The sequence below is a fragment of the Streptomyces sp. TLI_105 genome, from assembly GCF_900105415.1.
Lineage (GTDB): Bacteria > Actinomycetota > Actinomycetes > Streptomycetales > Streptomycetaceae > Streptomyces.
In genome coordinates, this window is sequence record NZ_FNSM01000001.1 from 5089222 (window position 1) to 5104929 (window position 15708).

A 15708-nucleotide genomic window follows, 5' to 3' on the forward strand; every position below is an offset into this window, starting at 1 on the left:
GTCGGTCACAAGTGATCTTGAATGTTCGGCAGTGGGCGAGAAATAGCCTGGTTGGGCATGCCTTCGGACCATGCCTGGCAACCGTCGCCCGCCGTGGAGCGTCTTCTTCCGGACAAGTTCCGTTCGCTCCGACCCCCCGGCGAGACCGGGACGCGGCAGCGGAACCGGCCTGTGGACGACCGGCCGGTGACCCGTTCGGCGGCACTAAAGTGGGTCGGACACCCGGACGGGTCACAACAGAGACAGGGACCCGGGGCAACAAGACGACAGGGACTCCGGGAACACCCCGCGAACCACCCCAGGACCACGATCAGCAGGGAGCGCGTGACGTGCGGCCTATCGGCAGCAAGTACCTGCTCGAGGAGCCGCTCGGCCGCGGCGCCACGGGCACCGTCTGGCGAGCCCGCCAGCGGGAGACGGCGGGCGCCGAGGCGGCCGTGCCCGGCCAGCCCGGCGAGACCGTCGCGATCAAGGTCCTCAAGGAGGAGCTGGCCAACGACGCGGACATCGTGATGCGCTTCCTGCGCGAGCGGTCCGTGCTGCTCCGGCTGACCCATCCGAACATCGTGCGCACCCGCGACCTGGTCGTCGAGGGCGATGTCCTCGCCCTCGTCATGGACCTCGTCGAGGGCCCCGACCTGCACCGGTACATCAGGGAGAGCGGCCCGCTCACCCCGGTCGCCGCAGCCCTCCTCACCGCCCAGATCGCCGACGCGCTCGCCGCCAGCCACGCCGACGGCGTCGTCCACCGCGACCTCAAGCCGGCCAACGTCCTGCTCGCCGAGCAGGGCGGCGAGATGCACCCGATGCTGACCGACTTCGGCATCGCGCGCCTCGCGGACTCCCCGGGCCTGACCCGCACCCACGAGTTCGTCGGCACGCCCGCGTACGTGGCGCCCGAGTCCGCCGAGGGCCGCCCGCAGACCTCCGCCGTCGACATCTACGGCGCCGGCATCCTCCTCTACGAGCTGGTCACCGGCCGGCCCCCGTTCGCGGGCGGCACCGCCCTGGAGGTCCTCCACCGCCACCTCAGCGAGGAGCCGCGCCGCCCCTCGACCGTGCCCGGGCCCCTGTGGACGGTCATAGAGCGCTGCCTCAGCAAGAACCCGGACCAGCGGCCGAGCGCCGTGAACCTCGCCCGGGGCCTGCGCGCGGTCGCCGCGGGCATCGGCGTGCACGCCACGCCCGCCCAGATCGAGGCGGCGGAGGGCGTGGGCGCGCTCCTCGCCCCGGACCCGGCGCCCGCGCCGGTCCCGGGCACCCCGGAGGCGCAGACCCCGGGCGCCGCCGACCCGACCCAGGTGCTGCCCACCGGCGCCGCCGGGGCCGGTGCCGGGACGCCCCCGCACTACGACCCCGCCGCCGCGACCAGCGTCATGCCGACCAGCGGCCCGGCGGGCGCCGCCGACCCGACGGCCGTCATGCCCCCCGTGCCGCCGCAGCCCCCCCAGTCCGGTCAGCCGGAGGAGCCGCACCCCTGGCAGAGCCAGCTGCGGCAGGTCCGCGACCGCAACGAGCAGACGCAGGTGCAGTACCTCGACCCGAGCGAGGACCCCCTGCGCCGCCGCCCGCAGCGCCAGCCGCAGCAGCCGCCGCAGGACGGCCGCCCCGGTGCGTACGGACAGCAGCCGCCCCAGCCGTACCAGCAGCAGCGCCCGGCCCCCCAGCGCCCCGCGCCCCAGCAGTACCAGCAGCAGCCGCAGCAGTACGCGCCCCCGCCGCCCCCGCAGCAGCAGTACGCGCCGCCCCAGCAGCAGTACGCGCCGCCGCAGCCGCCGCCCCAGGCCCCCGCGCCCCGCGAGCCGCGCCCGCCGCGCCAGCGCAGCGCGAACCCGGTGCGGATCCCCGGTCTCGGCTGCCTCAAGGGCTGCCTGATCATGATCGTCCTGTTCGTGGTCGCCGGCTGGCTCGTCTGGGAGCTCACCCCGCTCCAGGACTGGGTCGCCCAGGGCAAGGGCTACTGGGAGGCCATCGGCGACGGCATCTCGTCGTTCACCACCTGGTTCTCCGAACTGTTCGACAGCGCGAAGACGAGCACGGGAACGGGTGCTACCGGCGGTACGGGGCAGTAACACTGCCGATTTGTCGACTTCCGAGGGGTGATTTCCCCTCGGAGGTCGAGACCGGCGGCCGTGGACGCGTAGCTTTGTCGAGAACCGCAGCCGCTGAGGGAGCAGTCTTGGCACGGAACATCGGCAGCCGCTACACCGCCCACCAGATCCTCGGGCGGGGCAGCGCCGGAACGGTGTGGCTCGGCGAGGGACCCGAAGGGCCCGTCGCCGTCAAACTGCTGCGCGAGGACCTGGCCTCCGACCAGGAACTCGTCAGCCGCTTCGTCCAGGAGCGGACCGCACTGCTCGGCCTCGACCACCCCCGGGTCGTCAAGGTCCGCGACCTCGTCGTCGACGGCAACGACCTCGCCCTCGTCATGGACCTCGTCCGCGGCACCGACCTGCGCACCCGGCTCGACCGGGAGCGGCGGCTCGCCCCCGAGGCCGCCGTCGCGATCGTCGCCGACGTCGCCGAGGCCCTCGCCGCCGCGCACGCCGCCGGCGTCGTCCACCGGGACGTCAAGCCGGAGAACATCCTGCTCGACATGGAGGGCCCGCTCGGCCCCGGCGGCGCCCACCCCGCCCTCCTCACCGACTTCGGCGTCGCCAAGCTGATCGACACCCCCGGCCGCACCAAGGCCACCCGGATCATCGGCACCCCCGACTACCTCGCCCCCGAGATCGTCGAAGGCCTCCCGCCGCGCGCCGCCGTCGACATCTACGCCCTCGCGACCGTCCTGTACGAGCTGCTGGCCGGCTTCACCCCGTTCGGCGGCGGCCACCCCGGGGCGGTCCTGCGCCGCCACGTCACCGAGACCGTCGTCCCGCTGCCCGGCATCCCCGAGGAGCTGTGGCAGACGATCGTCCAGTGCCTCGCCAAGGCCCCCGCCTCCCGACTGCGCGCCTCCGAGCTCGCCGCCCGCCTCGGGGACGTCCTGCCGCTGCTCAAGGGCATCCCGCCGCTGGACGTCGACGAGCCGGGCGCGGAACCGGCCCCGGAGCCGTACGAGGAGGACACGTACGCCACCGCCACGGGCGCGGGCGAGCCGGGCCCCCGCCGCGCCGCCGTCCCGCTCGTCCCCGGCGCCTCCGCCGACTCCAACCGCGACACCCACACCTCCATGCGGGTCCCGGCCCCCGACGAGCTCTCCGGCGGCCCCCTCGGCACCGCCCGCGCCCCGCGCCCCTCCGGCGCCCGCCGCCCCGGCTCGGCCCGCCACAAGGCGGGCGCGGTCCGCAAGAGAAGGATCACCCTCACCGTCGCGGCGGTCGTGGTCGCGGGCGCGCTCGGCGTCGGCGGCTACCTGGCGGCCTCCGGCGACGGGGAGACCCCGCCACAGGACTCCAAGCAGTCCTCCCAGCCGTAGGGCCCGGCAGGACCCCGACCCCGGGTGTCAGCCGTAGGTTCGGCTCCTGGCCCGGAGCCGTTACGCTGGACGCGTGGCAGTCGTCGATGTATCCGAAGAGCTGAAGTCCCTCTCCTCGACCATGGGGTCGATCGAGGCCGTCCTGGACCTCGAGAAGCTGAGGGCCGACATCGCCGTGCTCGAAGAGCAGGCCGCGGCCCCGTCCCTGTGGGACGACCCGGAGGCGGCGCAGAAGATCACGAGCAAGCTTTCGCACCTCCAGGCCGAGGTCCGCAAGGCCGAGACCCTGCGCGGCCGGATCGACGACCTCGCGGTGCTCTTCGAGCTCGCCGAGGAGATGGACGACGCGGACACCCTCGCCGAGGCCGAGGCGGAGCTGGGCTCCGTCCGCAAGGCGCTCGACGAGATGGAGGTCCGCACCCTCCTCTCCGGCGAGTACGACGAGCGCGAGGCCCTGGTCAACATCCGGGCCGAGGCCGGCGGCGTCGACGCCTCCGACTTCGCCGAGCGGCTCCAGCGCATGTACCTGCGCTGGGCGGAGCGCCACGGCTACCCGACGGAGATCTACGAGACCTCGTACGCGGAAGAGGCGGGCATCAAGTCCACCACCTTCGTGGTCAAGGCCCCGTACGCCTACGGCACGCTCTCCGTCGAGCAGGGCACCCACCGGCTCGTCCGCATCTCGCCCTTCGACAACCAGGGCCGCCGTCAGACCTCCTTCGCCGGCGTCGAGATCCTGCCGGTCGTCGAGTCCTCCGACCACGTCGAGATCGACGAGTCCGAGCTGCGCGTCGACGTGTACCGCGCCTCGGGCCCCGGCGGTCAGGGCGTCAACACGACCGACTCGGCCGTGCGCATCACGCACCTCCCGACCGGCATCGTCGTCTCCTGCCAGAACGAGCGCTCCCAGATCCAGAACAAGGCGAGCGCCATGAACGTCCTCCAGGCCAAGCTCCTGGAGCGCCAGCGCCAGGAGGAGCGGGCCAAGATGGACGCCCTCAAGGACAGCGGCAGCTCCTGGGGCAACCAGATGCGTTCGTACGTGCTCCACCCGTACCAGATGGTCAAGGACCTCCGTACGGAGTTCGAGGTCGGCAACCCGCAGTCCGTGCTGGACGGCGAGATCGACGGCTTCCTGGAGGCGGGCATCCGCTGGCGCAAGCAGCAGGACAAGTAACCCCTTCGTGGTTCCGGCCGGGCCCCGCACCTTTCGGTGCGGGGCCCGGTGCCGTTCCGCGGCCTCCCGCGCATTCGCTGACGCAAGCGGCGGCAAGGCCGTCGGGACGCTTTGTCGACAAGGGAACTGCCGCCGTCGAGCCCGGAGTTCAGGGTTTACGTCACAGTTGCATCGTCGCATGTCGGTCACCTGGTGATCTTTCGGGCATCGCACGCGCAACGACCTTGACGCCTCATCGGAAACTCGGAAGGGTGGCGTACTGGCATGCGCTTTTCTGGGACGCGTGTGAACGGGGGCCGGTCCAGTCGTGACACCGCCCCTGCCGCGCGGGGCCCGAGCGCTGCCCCATGACGAGATGAGCTACTGGGGGTAGCAGCCAGATGACCAACAAGACGCGAGTCCGCCTGGTGCGGATCGCGGCCAGTGCCGTGATCGTCGCCGGTGCGTCCCTGACGGCGGCCGGTGCCGCGCAGGCCGTCGGCGGGTTCGGAACCGAGACGACCCAGGACGTGGGTATCGGTATCCAGGAAGGCGAGGGAGACGTCAACGGCATCATCGGCGGCATCTCCGGCGCCGACGATTCCTCGGCGTCGGGTGACGAGTCGTCGTCGTCCACGTCGTCCTCGGGTGACCAGTCGTCCTCGGCGTCGGGTGACGAGTCGTCGTCCTCGACGTCGTCCTCGGGTGACCAGTCGTCCTCGGCGTCGGGTGACGAGTCGTCGTCGTCCACGTCGTCCTCGGGTGACCAGTCGTCCTCGGCGTCGGGTGACGAGTCGTCGTCCTCGACGTCGTCCTCGGGTGACCAGTCCTCCTCGACGTCGTCCTCGGGTGACCAGTCCTCGTCCACGTCGTCGTCGGGCGACCAGTCGTCCTCGACGTCGTCGTCGGGTGACCAGTCGTCCTCGACGTCGTCGTCGGGTGACCAGTCGTCCTCGACCTCGTCGTCGGGCGACCAGTCCTCGTCCACGTCGTCGTCGGGCGACCAGTCGTCCTCGACCTCGTCGGGCGACCAGTCCTCGTCCACCTCGACGTCGACCTCGGGCGACCAGTCGTCGTCCACGTCGACGTCGACCTCCGGCACGACCGGGAGCGGCACCAGCGGCTCCGACGGTGGCGCCGGCACCTGCACCGTCGACCTCGACGGCGCCGAGTGCGTGGACACCCCGAACAACACCGACCCCAACCAGGGCGGCTCGCAGCCGGTCCAGCAGGGTGAGGCGAAGGAGGAGCTCGCCGAGACCGGTGCGGCCGAGACCTCGTTCCTGATCATCGGTGCCGCCACCATGATCGCCGGCGGCATCGGCTTCCGCATGCTGCCGCGTCTCGTCGGCGGCGGCCGCGCCGCCGTCTGAGGCATTCGCCCGGACGCGTGACGCACGACGAAGGGCCGGGGAGCTCGCTCCCCGGCCCTTCTCGCACATCCGGCTCGGGCTACACCGTCTGGACGGCCGCGAGCAGCGCGATCGCCGCGAGCAGGGCGATCGCCAACGTCAGCAGCATCGCGGGGGACAGCCCCTGAGGGGTCAGACGCTCCCGGTTCGCGCGGCAGACGGGACAGCGGCCCTCGGCGACCGGGGCCGCGCAGTTGGCGCACACCAGTCGGTCGTAGGTCATGCGCTCTCCTCCTCCCGCACTGGGGTACACACCAGGACAACGTCCGGGGGGATCGGGACGTTCCCCTACCACTGTGCCAGCTCCGCGGCGTTTCGGCGCGCCCCGCCGGATTGCCCGGCTTCCGTCCGCAGGGGCCAAAAAGGATAAAAGGCGCAAGCCGGGACCGCGACTGCACGGGCCATCCCAGGTCGCGTAAGGTCACGCACACCTACTCCCGGCCGACCGTGGTGCATCCGTGATCCGATTCGACAACGTCTCCAAGTCCTATCCGAAGCAGAGCCGCCCCGCGCTCCGGGACGTCTCCCTGGAGATCGAGAAGGGCGAGTTCGTCTTCCTCGTCGGTTCCTCCGGCTCCGGAAAGTCGACTTTCCTGCGACTGCTCCTGCGCGAGGAGCGCGCCAGCCAGGGCCAGGTGCACGTCCTCGGCAAGGACCTGGCCCGGCTCTCCAACTGGAAGGTGCCGCAGATGCGGCGTCAACTGGGCACCGTCTTCCAGGACTTCCGCCTGCTGCCCAACAAGACCGTCGCCGAGAACGTGGCCTTCGCCCAGGAGGTCATCGGCAAGCCGCGCGGTGAGATCCGCAAGGCCGTGCCGCAGGTGCTCGACCTGGTCGGACTCGGCGGCAAGGAGGACCGGATGCCGGGCGAGCTCTCGGGTGGTGAGCAGCAGCGCGTCGCCATCGCGCGCGCCTTCGTCAACCGGCCGATGCTGCTGATCGCCGACGAGCCCACCGGCAACCTCGACCCGCAGACCTCCGTCGGCATCATGAAGCTGCTCGACCGGATCAACAGGACAGGGACCACCGTCGTCATGGCGACCCACGACCAGAACATCGTCGACCAGATGCGCAAGCGCGTCATCGAGCTCGAAAAGGGCCGTCTCGTCCGTGACCAGGCGCGCGGCGTCTACGGATACCAGCACTGACGGCGGGGGAATCAGAACACCATGCGCGCTCAGTTCGTGCTCTCCGAGATCGGTGTCGGTCTCCGGCGCAATCTCACGATGACCTTCGCCGTCATCGTCTCCGTGGCCCTCTCGCTCGCCCTCTTCGGCGGTGCCCTGCTCATGCGCGAGCAGGTCAGCACGATGAAGGACTACTGGTACGACAAGGTCAACGTCTCCATCTTCCTCTGCAACAAGGCGGACGCGGCCACGGCGGCCAAGTGCGCCAAGGGCGCGGTCACCGGCCAGCAGAAGGAGCAGATCGAGGCCGATCTGAGGAAGATGGACATCGTCGAGGACGTCCAGCACGAGTCGGCCGACCAGGCGTTCAAGCACTACAAGGAGCAGTACGGCGACACCGCCATCGCCTCCGTGGTGACGCCGGACCAGATGCAGGAGTCGTTCCGGGTCAAGCTCAAGGACCCGGAGAAGTACAAGGTCGTCGCCACGGCCTTCGCCGGCCGCGACGGCGTCGAGTCGGTCCAGGACCAGCGGAACATCCTGCAGAACCTCTTCGACCTGATGAACGGCATGAACATCGCCGCCCTCGGCGTCATGGGCCTGATGCTGATCATCGCGCTGATGCTGATCGTCAACACCGTTCGCGTCTCGGCCTTCAGCCGCCGCCGCGAGACCGGCATCATGCGGCTCGTCGGCGCGTCCAGCTTCTACATCCAGATGCCGTTCATCATGGAGGCCGCCTTCGCCGGGCTCCTCGGCGGCGGCGTCGCCTGTGTGCTGCTGCTCGTCGGCCGGTACTTCCTGATCGACCACGGCATCGCGCTCGCCGAGAAGATGCAGCTGGTCAACTTCATCGGCTGGGACGCCGTCCTCGCCAAGCTGCCGCTGGTGATCGCCATCGGGCTCCTCATGCCCGCCGTGGCCGCCTTCATCGCGCTGCGCAAGTACCTGAAGGTTTGACTGCTCCCCGCCCCTAGGAGGGGGATTTCTGGCTCAGGCCGCCCGGCGGGACTGCGTCCCGCCGGGTCCTACGCCCTCGGCGCCGGCCGGGTTCAGACCTGCCCGGACGAGCATCACACGTGCGGAGTTCTTGTCCCTGGGGGACATGGCTCCGCACGCGATGCGGGTGTACGTGCGCTCTCCCAGCGGCAGGGCGTGCTTGGCTCTCGCTCCGCACTGCGCGCAGTCCATCGTGGGGTACGCGGGGTGGATCAGGTGCACGGCACGGCCGTGCTTGCGGCCCATCTCGATCAGGGCCTGCTTCGTGGCGCCGATGGCGGCGTCAGCGGCCTTCCTGGCCATGGTGGTCCTGGCGAGGAACTTCGGCCGGAAGTCCTCCACGGCGATCGCGTCGTGGTCACGGACGATCTTCTTGGCCCTTCCCCAAGCTCTCAACTTCGTTCGAGCAGGGGATACCCCATTGCGAGCAGTGTCCTCACGCTGCCGGGCCATCTTCTTGTGGAGCTTCGCCACTTGTCTCTTCGCGGAGCGATAGCGCTTCGAGGCCGTCTGACCTTTCGCCGGGCGGCGGCGGGCCGTCATTCGCTGATAGCGGGCGAGCCGCTTGGCCGATGCCGTGCCGTGTTCGGCATGGATCAGGTCATGGTCGTCGCTTGTGGTCGTCGCGGTCTCGCGTACACCCCAGTCGATGCCGATGGCCCGGCCGGTCTCCGGCAGTGGCTGTACCTCGGCGGGGACGACGAAGGAGGCGTACCAGTGGCCGAGGCTGTCCTGGTGGATTCGGACGCTGGAAGGGGCAGCGGGCAGCTCCCGCGACCACAGCACGGTCAGAACGATCCCACCCGCCAGGTACAGACGGCCTCCTTTCAGGCGGAAGCCGTGCCGGGTGTGGTTCAGGCTCGGCAGCGCGTCACGCTTCTTCCTCCACTTCGGCATTCCGGCCCGGCGTGCCATCGGCAGCCTGGCCTTGGTGTCCTTCAGCGCCTTCGCCCGGGACTTTCCGAAGTCCCGGATCACTTGTTGCTGCGGAACTGAGGACCCTTCGCGTAGCCATGACGTCCCCGCACGGGCCTCGGTCAGCATTCTGTCTCACTGTGCCGGGCCACAGGTACGGCTGTCACCAGTGACCTTGTTGTACGCGGACACCTGCTTGGACTTGGCCACGCACTCGTTCCAGATCCAGCGGCACCGGTCCCACTCCGCCAGTAGAGCGGTACGGGCGGATGACGACACGCGCAGCCGGAAGGCCCACCGGGCATGCCCGGAATGGTCGGCGGTGGTGGCTGTCGTCATGATGTGACCGTAGGCCCCCAGGACCTCGTACTTTCGCTCGAAGTCCTGCCATTCCCGCGAACGAGTGGGCGATCATGTCGATGTCGATCACTGATGGCGTCGTTTGACCAAAGCCCGTGCGGCGCCGTCGCCTTGTCCTAGAGTGGGCGACATGCCGGCCGGCACCGACGATCTCTGTATCCGGCCCCGCGGAGTGCTCCGTGGGGCCGTTCTGACGTTGGTCTTCACCGGCGTCCTCGCCACCGCCGCCGCCACCGGTTCACTGCCCCGGCAGGATCCCGCGCGTGCGGAGCGGCCGTCCCCGGCCCGTACGGCGGGCGGTACGACCGTCGACGGGGCCGCTCTCGCGCGGGCCGCCGCCGCGGCCATGGCCGACGGGAAGTCGGGGAAGAAGGCCGCCGAGGAGTTCGTCAGCCGCAGCGGGGACCGCTGGGGCGCCGTGTACGACAAGAGGGAGTACGCCGAGTTCGAGCAGGCCCTCGACGGCGCCTACACCGGGGTCGGTCTCTCCGCGGGTCGCGTCGGCGAGGGCGGGGTCCGGGTGACGCGGGTGCAGCCCGGGGGGCCCGCCGAGCGGGCCGGGCTGCGGGCCGGTGACCGGCTCGTCTCCGTCGACGGGCGGCCGGTCGACGGGCTCTCCGTCTCCGAGGCGGTCTCCCTGCTGCGCGGTGACGGCGTTCCCGGCTCCGCCGTCGTCCTGCGCGTCGAGCGCGGTCGCGCGGCCTGGACGCAGACCCTGCGCCGGGCCCGGCTCGCGACGGACCCGGTCACCGTCCGCCGCCTCGACGACGGGGCCGTACTGATCCGGGTCGCCGCCTTCACCAAGGGGGCGGGCACGCGCGTGCGTGACGCCGTACGGGCCGCCCCGGCCGGCGCCGGGGTCCTCCTGGACCTGCGGGGGAACTCGGGCGGCCTGGTCACGGAGGCCGCCGTCGCCGCCTCCGCCTTCCTCGACGGCGGCCTCGTCGCCACGTACGACGTGGAGGGCGAGCAGCGGGCCGTGTACGCGGAGGACGGCGGCGACACCGGCAGGCCCCTGGTGGCGCTGATCGACGGGGGCACGATGAGCGCGGCCGAGCTGCTCACCGGGGCCCTGCAGGACCGGGGGCGGGCGGTGACCGTCGGCTCGCGGACCTTCGGCAAGGGGTCGGTCCAGATGCCGAGCGCGCTGCCCGACGGCTCCGTCGCCGAGCTGACCGTCGGCCACTACCGCACCCCCGCCGGGCACGCCGTCGACGGCCGTGGCATCACTCCGGACCTGACGGCGGGGGAGGGGGCCGAGGCGCGGGCGAGAACGGTATTGAGTGGCCTCGGAGGGGGCTCGTAGTGCGAAAATGGCCGCACTATGGCAAAGGGACTCGTGAACGTGCAGGGCAAGCCTGCCAAGAAGAACCAGGACAAGGCGCCGGAGCGCAAGCTCATCGCGCAGAACAAGAAGGCGCGGCACGACTACCACATCATCGACACCTACGAGTGCGGTGTGGTGCTCATGGGCACCGAGGTGAAGTCGCTGCGCATGGGGCGGGCCTCGCTGGTCGACGGCTTCGTCCAGATCGACGGCCATGAGGCGTGGCTGCACAACATCCACGTGCCCGAGTACATGCAGGGCAGCTGGACCAACCACCACGCGAAGCGGAAGCGCAAGCTGCTGCTGCACCGGGCCGAGATCGACAAGCTGGAGTCGAAGTCGCAGGAGACGGGTCACACGATCGTGCCCCTCGCGCTGTACTTCCTGAACGGCCGGGTGAAGTGCGAGATCGCGCTCGCCAAGGGCAAGAAGGAGTACGACAAGCGTCAGACCCTGCGGGAGAAGCAGGACACGCGAGAGACGAACCGGGCGATCGCGGCGGCGAAGCGGAAGCAGCGGGCGGCCCAGAGCGCCTAGCGCCGGTAATCCGCTGGCAACCGCACCCGTCGGTCACGTACCATGGGTGCTGCACCCCACCGAGGGTGTGTCTTTTGAAAAAACAACATGGGGATGATCGGTTTCGACAGCGGATGTCGAAGCAGTGGGAAGCGTGTCGAGGAAGCGGCAATGATCTCGTAAACCATATGTCGCAACCAATAATCGCCAACACCAAGAGCGATAACTCCCGCTTCGCCCTCGCTGCCTAATTTTAGGTAACGAACAGAAGCCTCTGTGAGGAGCGTCAGCCCGGGGGTGGTCCCGACCCGGATCCTGGCGTCATTTAGGGATCTAAACCTCTAGCCCCGGTCACGGGGGTTGGAGGGAAATCAAACAGTGACTGAGCCCGTTCCGGACTTGTCTGGGTGATCCGGAGGGCTGAGAAACTCGTACCAGACTGCACACGGAGAAGCCCTGATTCCGCACCGTTGGACGCGGGTTCGATTCCCGCCATCTCCACTCATCCCATGTGGGCACAGGCCCGGTGGTCGTTCGCGACCGCCGGGCCTTTGTCATGCGTGGACGCGGGAGCCCCGGCCCGCCCCGGTCGCCGTGCACAGGGTCAGGGCCACCGCCGCCGCCGTCACCGGGATCAGGAACCCGAAGGACGCGAAGGGCGCGTGGTCGGCGGCCCAGCCGCCGCCGGCCGAGCCCGCCGCGACGCCCGCCAGGAGGGCGGTCACGGCGAGGGCCATGCCCTCGTTGAGCTGCGCCGCCGGGACGAGGCGCTGGATCAGGCCCATGCCCGTCACCATCGTCGGGGCCGTCGCCATGCCCGCCAGGAGGAGGCCGCCGGCCAGGGCGAGCAGGGAGCCTGTCGAGGCGGCGAGCAGCGGCATCGCCATCAGGACGGTCATCGCGGCCAGGCAGGTGCGCAGGCGGGCGGTGCGCCGGGCGTGGCCGTAGAGGAGGCCCGCCGCGCAGGAGCCGGCCGCCTGGAGGGCGAGGACCGGTCCCGCGACGGGCCCGTCCACGTACGCCAGGGTGACGACCTCCATGGAGCCGAAGACGGCGCCCGTGGCGAGGAGGACCGCGAGCAGCGACGCCATGCCGGGGGCGCGCAGCGGGGAGCCCGCCGTCGTGCGCGGGGCGACCGGCGGCTCGGTGGAGCGCTGGGCGGCGAAGATCAGCACGCCGGAGAGGAAGAGGAGGCCCGCGGTGAGCGTGCCCGCCTCGGGGAAGAGCGCCGAGCACAGGACGGCGGCGAGCACCGGGCCGAGCATGTAGCAGAGCTCGTCGGCGGCCTGCTCGAAGGCGTTGGCGGTGTGCAGCGCGTCCGGGTCGCCGCGGAAGAGGTGCGCCCAGCGGGCCCGGGACATGCCGCCCGTGTTCGGGGTGGTGGCGGTGACGGCGGTCGTGAGGAAGAGCGCCCAGACGGGGGCCCGCTCGTGGACGCAGAGCAGCAGCACCAGGTGGCCCAGGACCGCGTAGGCGGTGGCCGGGACCGCGATCCTGGCCTGGCCGTACCGGTCGACGAGCCGTGCGATCAGCGGGCCCGTGACGGAGCCGACCGCGAGGTTGGTGGCGGTGACCGCGCCGGCCAGGGCGTAGGAGCCGTACGCCGCGGCGATCATGATCACGGCGCTGACGCCGAACATGCCCATGGGCAGCCGGGCTATCAGGTTGCCGGCGGTGAAGGCGCGGGTGCCGGGGTGGGAGAAGAGACGGAGGTAGGGGTTGGCGGGCAGCGGGCGGGGGGCTTCGCGGTAGCGGGGGGCGAGGGCCGGGCCCGCCGGGGTGAGGGTGAGGTCCGGTTGCGGCATGGATCCAGGTTCTGGGGGCGGGGCCCGGCCGGTCCAACACCTTCTCGGTGGCGATTGACGCACCTGTGATGTTAACTGCGGCGGTGGCGACCTCCTCGTACGACATCGACCCCCGCCTTCTGCGCGCCTTCACCGCCGTCGCCGAAGAACTGCACTTCACCCGCGCCGCCGCCCGCCTCTACCTCGCCCAGCAGGCGCTCAGCCGCGACATCCGGCGCCTGGAGCGGGAGTTGGGCACCGAACTCTTCGTGCGGACCACCCGGCAGGTCGCCCTCACCGTCGACGGCGAGCGCCTCCTCCCGTACGCCCGACGGGTGTTGGCCGCCCACGAGGAGCTGAGCGACGCCTTCCGCGCCGCGCCCCGGCCGCTCCTCGTCGACCTCAACAGCCCCGGCCTCGCCCCCGAGGACGTCCTGCGCCGCGCCCGCGAACTCGCCCCCGAGCAGGAGCTGATGGCCCGCTACGAGAGCGGACTCACCGGCGCCGCACGGGAGATCCTCGCCGGCCGGATCGACGCCTCCTTCGGCCGGTACGGAGGACTCGACGCCCGGCTCCGGGCACGGCTCGACTTCCAGCTCGTCCGGTACGAGCCGATGGCCGTGATCCTCCCCGAGGACCATCCGCTCGCCGGCCTGCCCCGGGTGCCGCTCGACCGGCTCGCCGGAGAACGGATCTACGCCGGGGCCGGGAACGACCGCACGCCCGAGTGGACCGACCTCGCCGCCCGCCTCTTCGCCGGCCGGGGCATCGAGATCGCCCCGCCCGCTCCGCTCGCCGTCGGCAAGGAGGAGTTCCGGCGGCTCATGGCCAAGTACCGCGACCCGGTCCTCGCCGTCGTCGACTTCCCGGCCATGCCGGACTGCGTCATCCGGCCCCTCGTCGACCCCGTCCCCCTCTCGCCCGTGAGCCTGGTGTGGCGCAAGGGGCTCCGTCACCCCGGCCTGGACGCCCTGCGCCGGGCGGCGGCGGAGCTGGGCGCCCGGGAGGGATGGCTCACCCGGCCGCCCGGCGCCTGGCTGCCGGAGGGAGAGCCGGGGCTGCCGGAAGGAGCCGGGGGCGCTGCCGGAGGGTGGAACAGGGCTGCGGGAGGGTAGGGCAGGGCTGCAGGAGGGGGAAGCAGGGCCGCAGGAGGGGGAGCAGGACTGTCCGCGCCGGGGGCGCTCACAGAAGGGCCGCGCACCGGGTGAGAGCAAGGTTCCGCCACCGTCACCTCACGGCATCGGCCTGAAACGCACCCTTCCTAGCGTCTGTCGCGTCAAGGATCCGACTCCGTGGAGGTGCGAGATGGGTGGCCGCTGGATCGAACGCTGGGAACCGGAGGACGAGACCTTCTGGCGTGAGAAGGGAGAACGGATCGCCCGACGGAACCTGCTCTTCTCCGTCCTCTCCGAGCACATCGGCTTCTCGATCTGGAGCCTCTGGTCGGTCATGGTGCTCTTCATGGGCCCCCAGTACGGGGTCGACCCGGCCGGCAAGTTCTTCCTCATCGGCACCGCCACCTTCGTCGGCGCGCTGATCCGCATCCCGTACACCTTCGTCGTCGCCCGCTTCGGCGGCCGCAACTGGACGATCTTCAGCGCCCTGCTGCTCCTGCTGCCCACCGGCCTCGCCTTCGCGGTGATGCACCCCGGCACCTCGTACAGCACCTTCGTCCTCGTCGCCGCGCTCACCGGCGTCGGCGGCGGCAACTTCGCCTCCTCGATGACCAACATCAACGCCTTCTTCCCGCTGCGGAAGAAAGGCTGGGCCCTCGGCCTCAACGCGGGCGGCGGCAACATCGGCGTCCCCGTCGTCCAGCTCGTCGGCCTCCTCGTCATCGGCACCGCCGGAGCGATGCACCCGAGGATCGTGCTCGGCGTCTACCTGCCCCTGATCGTCGTCGCCGCCGTCTGCTCCGCGCTCTTCATGGACAACCTCGCCCCCGTGAAGAACGACACCGGAGCGTTCAAGGAAGCCGTCACGGCCCGCCACACCTGGATCATGGCCTTCCTCTACGTCGGTACCTTCGGCTCCTTCATCGGCTACAGCTTCGCCTTCGGCCTCGTCCTGCAGACCCAGTTCGGCCGCACCCCGCTCCAGGCCGCCTCGCTCACCTTCATCGGCCCGCTGCTCGGCTCCCTCATCCGGCCCGTCGGCGGCTTCCTCGCCGACCGGCACGGGGGCGCCCGCATCACCCTCGGGACCTTCGCCGCCATGGCCGCCGCGACCGGAGTGGTGATCTACGCCTCCGTCGTCGAGTCCCTCGCCGTCTTCCTCGTCGGCTTCATCGGCCTCTTCGTCCTCAGCGGCCTCGGCAACGGCTCCACGTTCAAGATGATCCCGGCGATCTTCCTCGCCCAGGGCCACCGCGAGGGTCTCTCGGGCGAGGCCGCCGAGTCCTACGGGCGACGGCTCTCCGGAGCCTCCATGGGCCTCATCGGAGCGGTCGGCGGGGTCGGCGGACTCGGCATCAACCTCGCCTTCCGCCAGTCCTTCCAGACCGCCGGCACCGGCACCGCCGCCTTCGTCGCCTTCCTCGCCTTCTACGCGGCCTGCATGGTCGTCACCTGGGCGGTATACCTTCGGGCCCCCGGCGCCGTCCCCGACACCGCCGAGGCGGTCACGGAACCCGAGCCCCGGTCCGGCTACGCGCGGGTGTGACCCCCGATGCCCGGCGCGTACCGTAACGACCAG

Annotated in this window: 13 protein-coding genes, 1 other RNA gene and 1 pseudogene; 11 read left to right on the forward strand and 4 right to left on the reverse strand. The window is 71.0% G+C overall.

Annotated elements, in window-relative coordinates:
* Nucleotides 1-329 precede the first annotated feature (329 nt).
* The 3 genes from BLW86_RS23295 to prfB all read left to right on the forward strand — a co-directional run bounded on the left by BLW86_RS23295 (nucleotide 330) and on the right by prfB (nucleotide 4595).
* Nucleotides 330-2072 carry a serine/threonine-protein kinase gene (locus tag BLW86_RS23295; RefSeq protein ID WP_093875843.1) on the forward strand — a complete coding sequence of 581 codons (1743 nt, stop codon included), beginning with the start codon at nucleotides 330-332 and terminating at the stop codon, nucleotides 2070-2072.
* A 107-nt stretch (nucleotides 2073-2179) separates the two neighbouring features.
* Nucleotides 2180-3418 carry a serine/threonine-protein kinase gene (locus BLW86_RS23300; RefSeq protein ID WP_093875844.1) on the forward strand — a complete coding sequence of 413 codons (1239 nt, stop codon included), beginning with the start codon at nucleotides 2180-2182 and terminating at the stop codon, nucleotides 3416-3418.
* 73 nt (nucleotides 3419-3491) lie between these two features.
* Nucleotides 3492-4595 carry a peptide chain release factor 2 gene (gene prfB / locus BLW86_RS23305; RefSeq protein ID WP_093875845.1) on the forward strand — a complete coding sequence of 368 codons (1104 nt, stop codon included), beginning with the start codon at nucleotides 3492-3494 and terminating at the stop codon, nucleotides 4593-4595.
* A gap of 232 nt (nucleotides 4596-4827) precedes the next feature.
* On the opposite strand, the gene BLW86_RS43255 is transcribed toward prfB, so the two are convergent.
* A complete protein-coding gene (locus BLW86_RS43255) occupies nucleotides 4828-5691 on the reverse strand; it encodes a hypothetical protein (protein ID WP_256341398.1) in 864 nt (287 codons plus the stop codon).
* A gap of 58 nt (nucleotides 5692-5749) precedes the next feature.
* Here BLW86_RS43255 and BLW86_RS43260 point away from each other — a divergent pair, with 58 nt between their 5' ends.
* Nucleotides 5750-5947 carry an LPXTG cell wall anchor domain-containing protein gene (locus BLW86_RS43260; protein ID WP_256341399.1) on the forward strand — a complete coding sequence of 66 codons (198 nt, stop codon included), beginning with the start codon at nucleotides 5750-5752 and terminating at the stop codon, nucleotides 5945-5947.
* 79 nt (nucleotides 5948-6026) lie between these two features.
* On the opposite strand, the gene BLW86_RS23315 is transcribed toward BLW86_RS43260, so the two are convergent.
* Nucleotides 6027-6209, reverse strand: coding sequence for a hypothetical protein (locus BLW86_RS23315; protein ID WP_030692057.1), 183 nt, complete (start codon nucleotides 6207-6209; stop codon nucleotides 6027-6029).
* Nucleotides 6210-6444: 235 nt separating this feature from the next.
* Here BLW86_RS23315 and ftsE point away from each other — a divergent pair, with 235 nt between their 5' ends.
* Nucleotides 6445-7134, forward strand: coding sequence for a cell division ATP-binding protein FtsE (gene ftsE, locus BLW86_RS23320; protein ID WP_030692056.1), 690 nt, complete (start codon nucleotides 6445-6447; stop codon nucleotides 7132-7134).
* A gap of 21 nt (nucleotides 7135-7155) precedes the next feature.
* Nucleotides 7156-8073 carry a permease-like cell division protein FtsX gene (gene ftsX / locus BLW86_RS23325; protein WP_093875847.1) on the forward strand — a complete coding sequence of 306 codons (918 nt, stop codon included), beginning with the start codon at nucleotides 7156-7158 and terminating at the stop codon, nucleotides 8071-8073.
* Between the two features lie 33 nt (nucleotides 8074-8106).
* Here ftsX and BLW86_RS23330 read toward each other — a convergent pair.
* Nucleotides 8107-9366, reverse strand: a pseudogene (locus BLW86_RS23330) (RNA-guided endonuclease InsQ/TnpB family protein).
* A 151-nt stretch (nucleotides 9367-9517) separates the two neighbouring features.
* Between BLW86_RS23330 and BLW86_RS23335 the strand changes: the two are divergent.
* The 3 genes from BLW86_RS23335 to ssrA all read left to right on the forward strand — a co-directional run bounded on the left by BLW86_RS23335 (nucleotide 9518) and on the right by ssrA (nucleotide 11734).
* On the forward strand, nucleotides 9518-10693 hold the full coding sequence (locus BLW86_RS23335; protein WP_093875848.1) for a S41 family peptidase: 1176 nt from the start codon (nucleotides 9518-9520) through the stop codon (nucleotides 10691-10693).
* Nucleotides 10694-10711: 18 nt separating this feature from the next.
* Complete coding sequence (gene smpB, locus BLW86_RS23340) at nucleotides 10712-11251, forward strand: SsrA-binding protein SmpB (RefSeq protein WP_229842970.1); 540 nt, start codon at nucleotides 10712-10714, stop codon at nucleotides 11249-11251.
* Between the two features lie 89 nt (nucleotides 11252-11340).
* Nucleotides 11341-11734: a transfer-messenger RNA gene (gene ssrA, locus BLW86_RS23345) on the forward strand.
* A 50-nt stretch (nucleotides 11735-11784) separates the two neighbouring features.
* Here ssrA and BLW86_RS23350 read toward each other — a convergent pair.
* Nucleotides 11785-13035 (reverse strand): MFS transporter, encoded by a 1251-nt coding sequence (locus BLW86_RS23350; RefSeq protein WP_256341400.1) that lies wholly within the window; start codon nucleotides 13033-13035, stop codon nucleotides 11785-11787.
* A gap of 68 nt (nucleotides 13036-13103) precedes the next feature.
* Between BLW86_RS23350 and BLW86_RS23355 the strand changes: the two genes are divergently transcribed.
* Together BLW86_RS23355 and BLW86_RS23360 are read left to right on the forward strand one after the other, a co-directional pair.
* Complete coding sequence (locus BLW86_RS23355) at nucleotides 13104-14129, forward strand: LysR family transcriptional regulator (RefSeq protein ID WP_093875849.1); 1026 nt, start codon at nucleotides 13104-13106, stop codon at nucleotides 14127-14129.
* Between the two features lie 190 nt (nucleotides 14130-14319).
* On the forward strand, nucleotides 14320-15675 hold the full coding sequence (locus tag BLW86_RS23360) for a nitrate/nitrite transporter (RefSeq protein WP_093875850.1): 1356 nt from the start codon (nucleotides 14320-14322) through the stop codon (nucleotides 15673-15675).
* Nucleotides 15676-15708 lie beyond the last annotated feature (33 nt).

What these genes read in the sequence shown, in the direction of transcription:
- BLW86_RS23315 (WP_030692057.1), bottom strand. Translation starts at nt 6,209, where the DNA reads ATGACCTACGACCGACTGGTGTGCGCCAACTGCGCGGCCCCGGTCGCC.
- BLW86_RS23360 (WP_093875850.1), top strand. Translation starts at nt 14,320, where the DNA reads ATGGGTGGCCGCTGGATCGAACGCTGGGAACCGGAGGACGAGACCTTC.
- BLW86_RS23335 (WP_093875848.1), top strand. Translation starts at nt 9,518, where the DNA reads ATGCCGGCCGGCACCGACGATCTCTGTATCCGGCCCCGCGGAGTGCTC.
- smpB (WP_229842970.1), top strand. Translation starts at nt 10,712, where the DNA reads ATGGCAAAGGGACTCGTGAACGTGCAGGGCAAGCCTGCCAAGAAGAAC.
- ftsX (WP_093875847.1), top strand. Translation starts at nt 7,156, where the DNA reads ATGCGCGCTCAGTTCGTGCTCTCCGAGATCGGTGTCGGTCTCCGGCGC.
- BLW86_RS23355 (WP_093875849.1), top strand. Translation starts at nt 13,104, where the DNA reads ATGTTAACTGCGGCGGTGGCGACCTCCTCGTACGACATCGACCCCCGC.
- BLW86_RS23350 (WP_256341400.1), bottom strand. Translation starts at nt 13,035, where the DNA reads ATGCCGCAACCGGACCTCACCCTCACCCCGGCGGGCCCGGCCCTCGCC.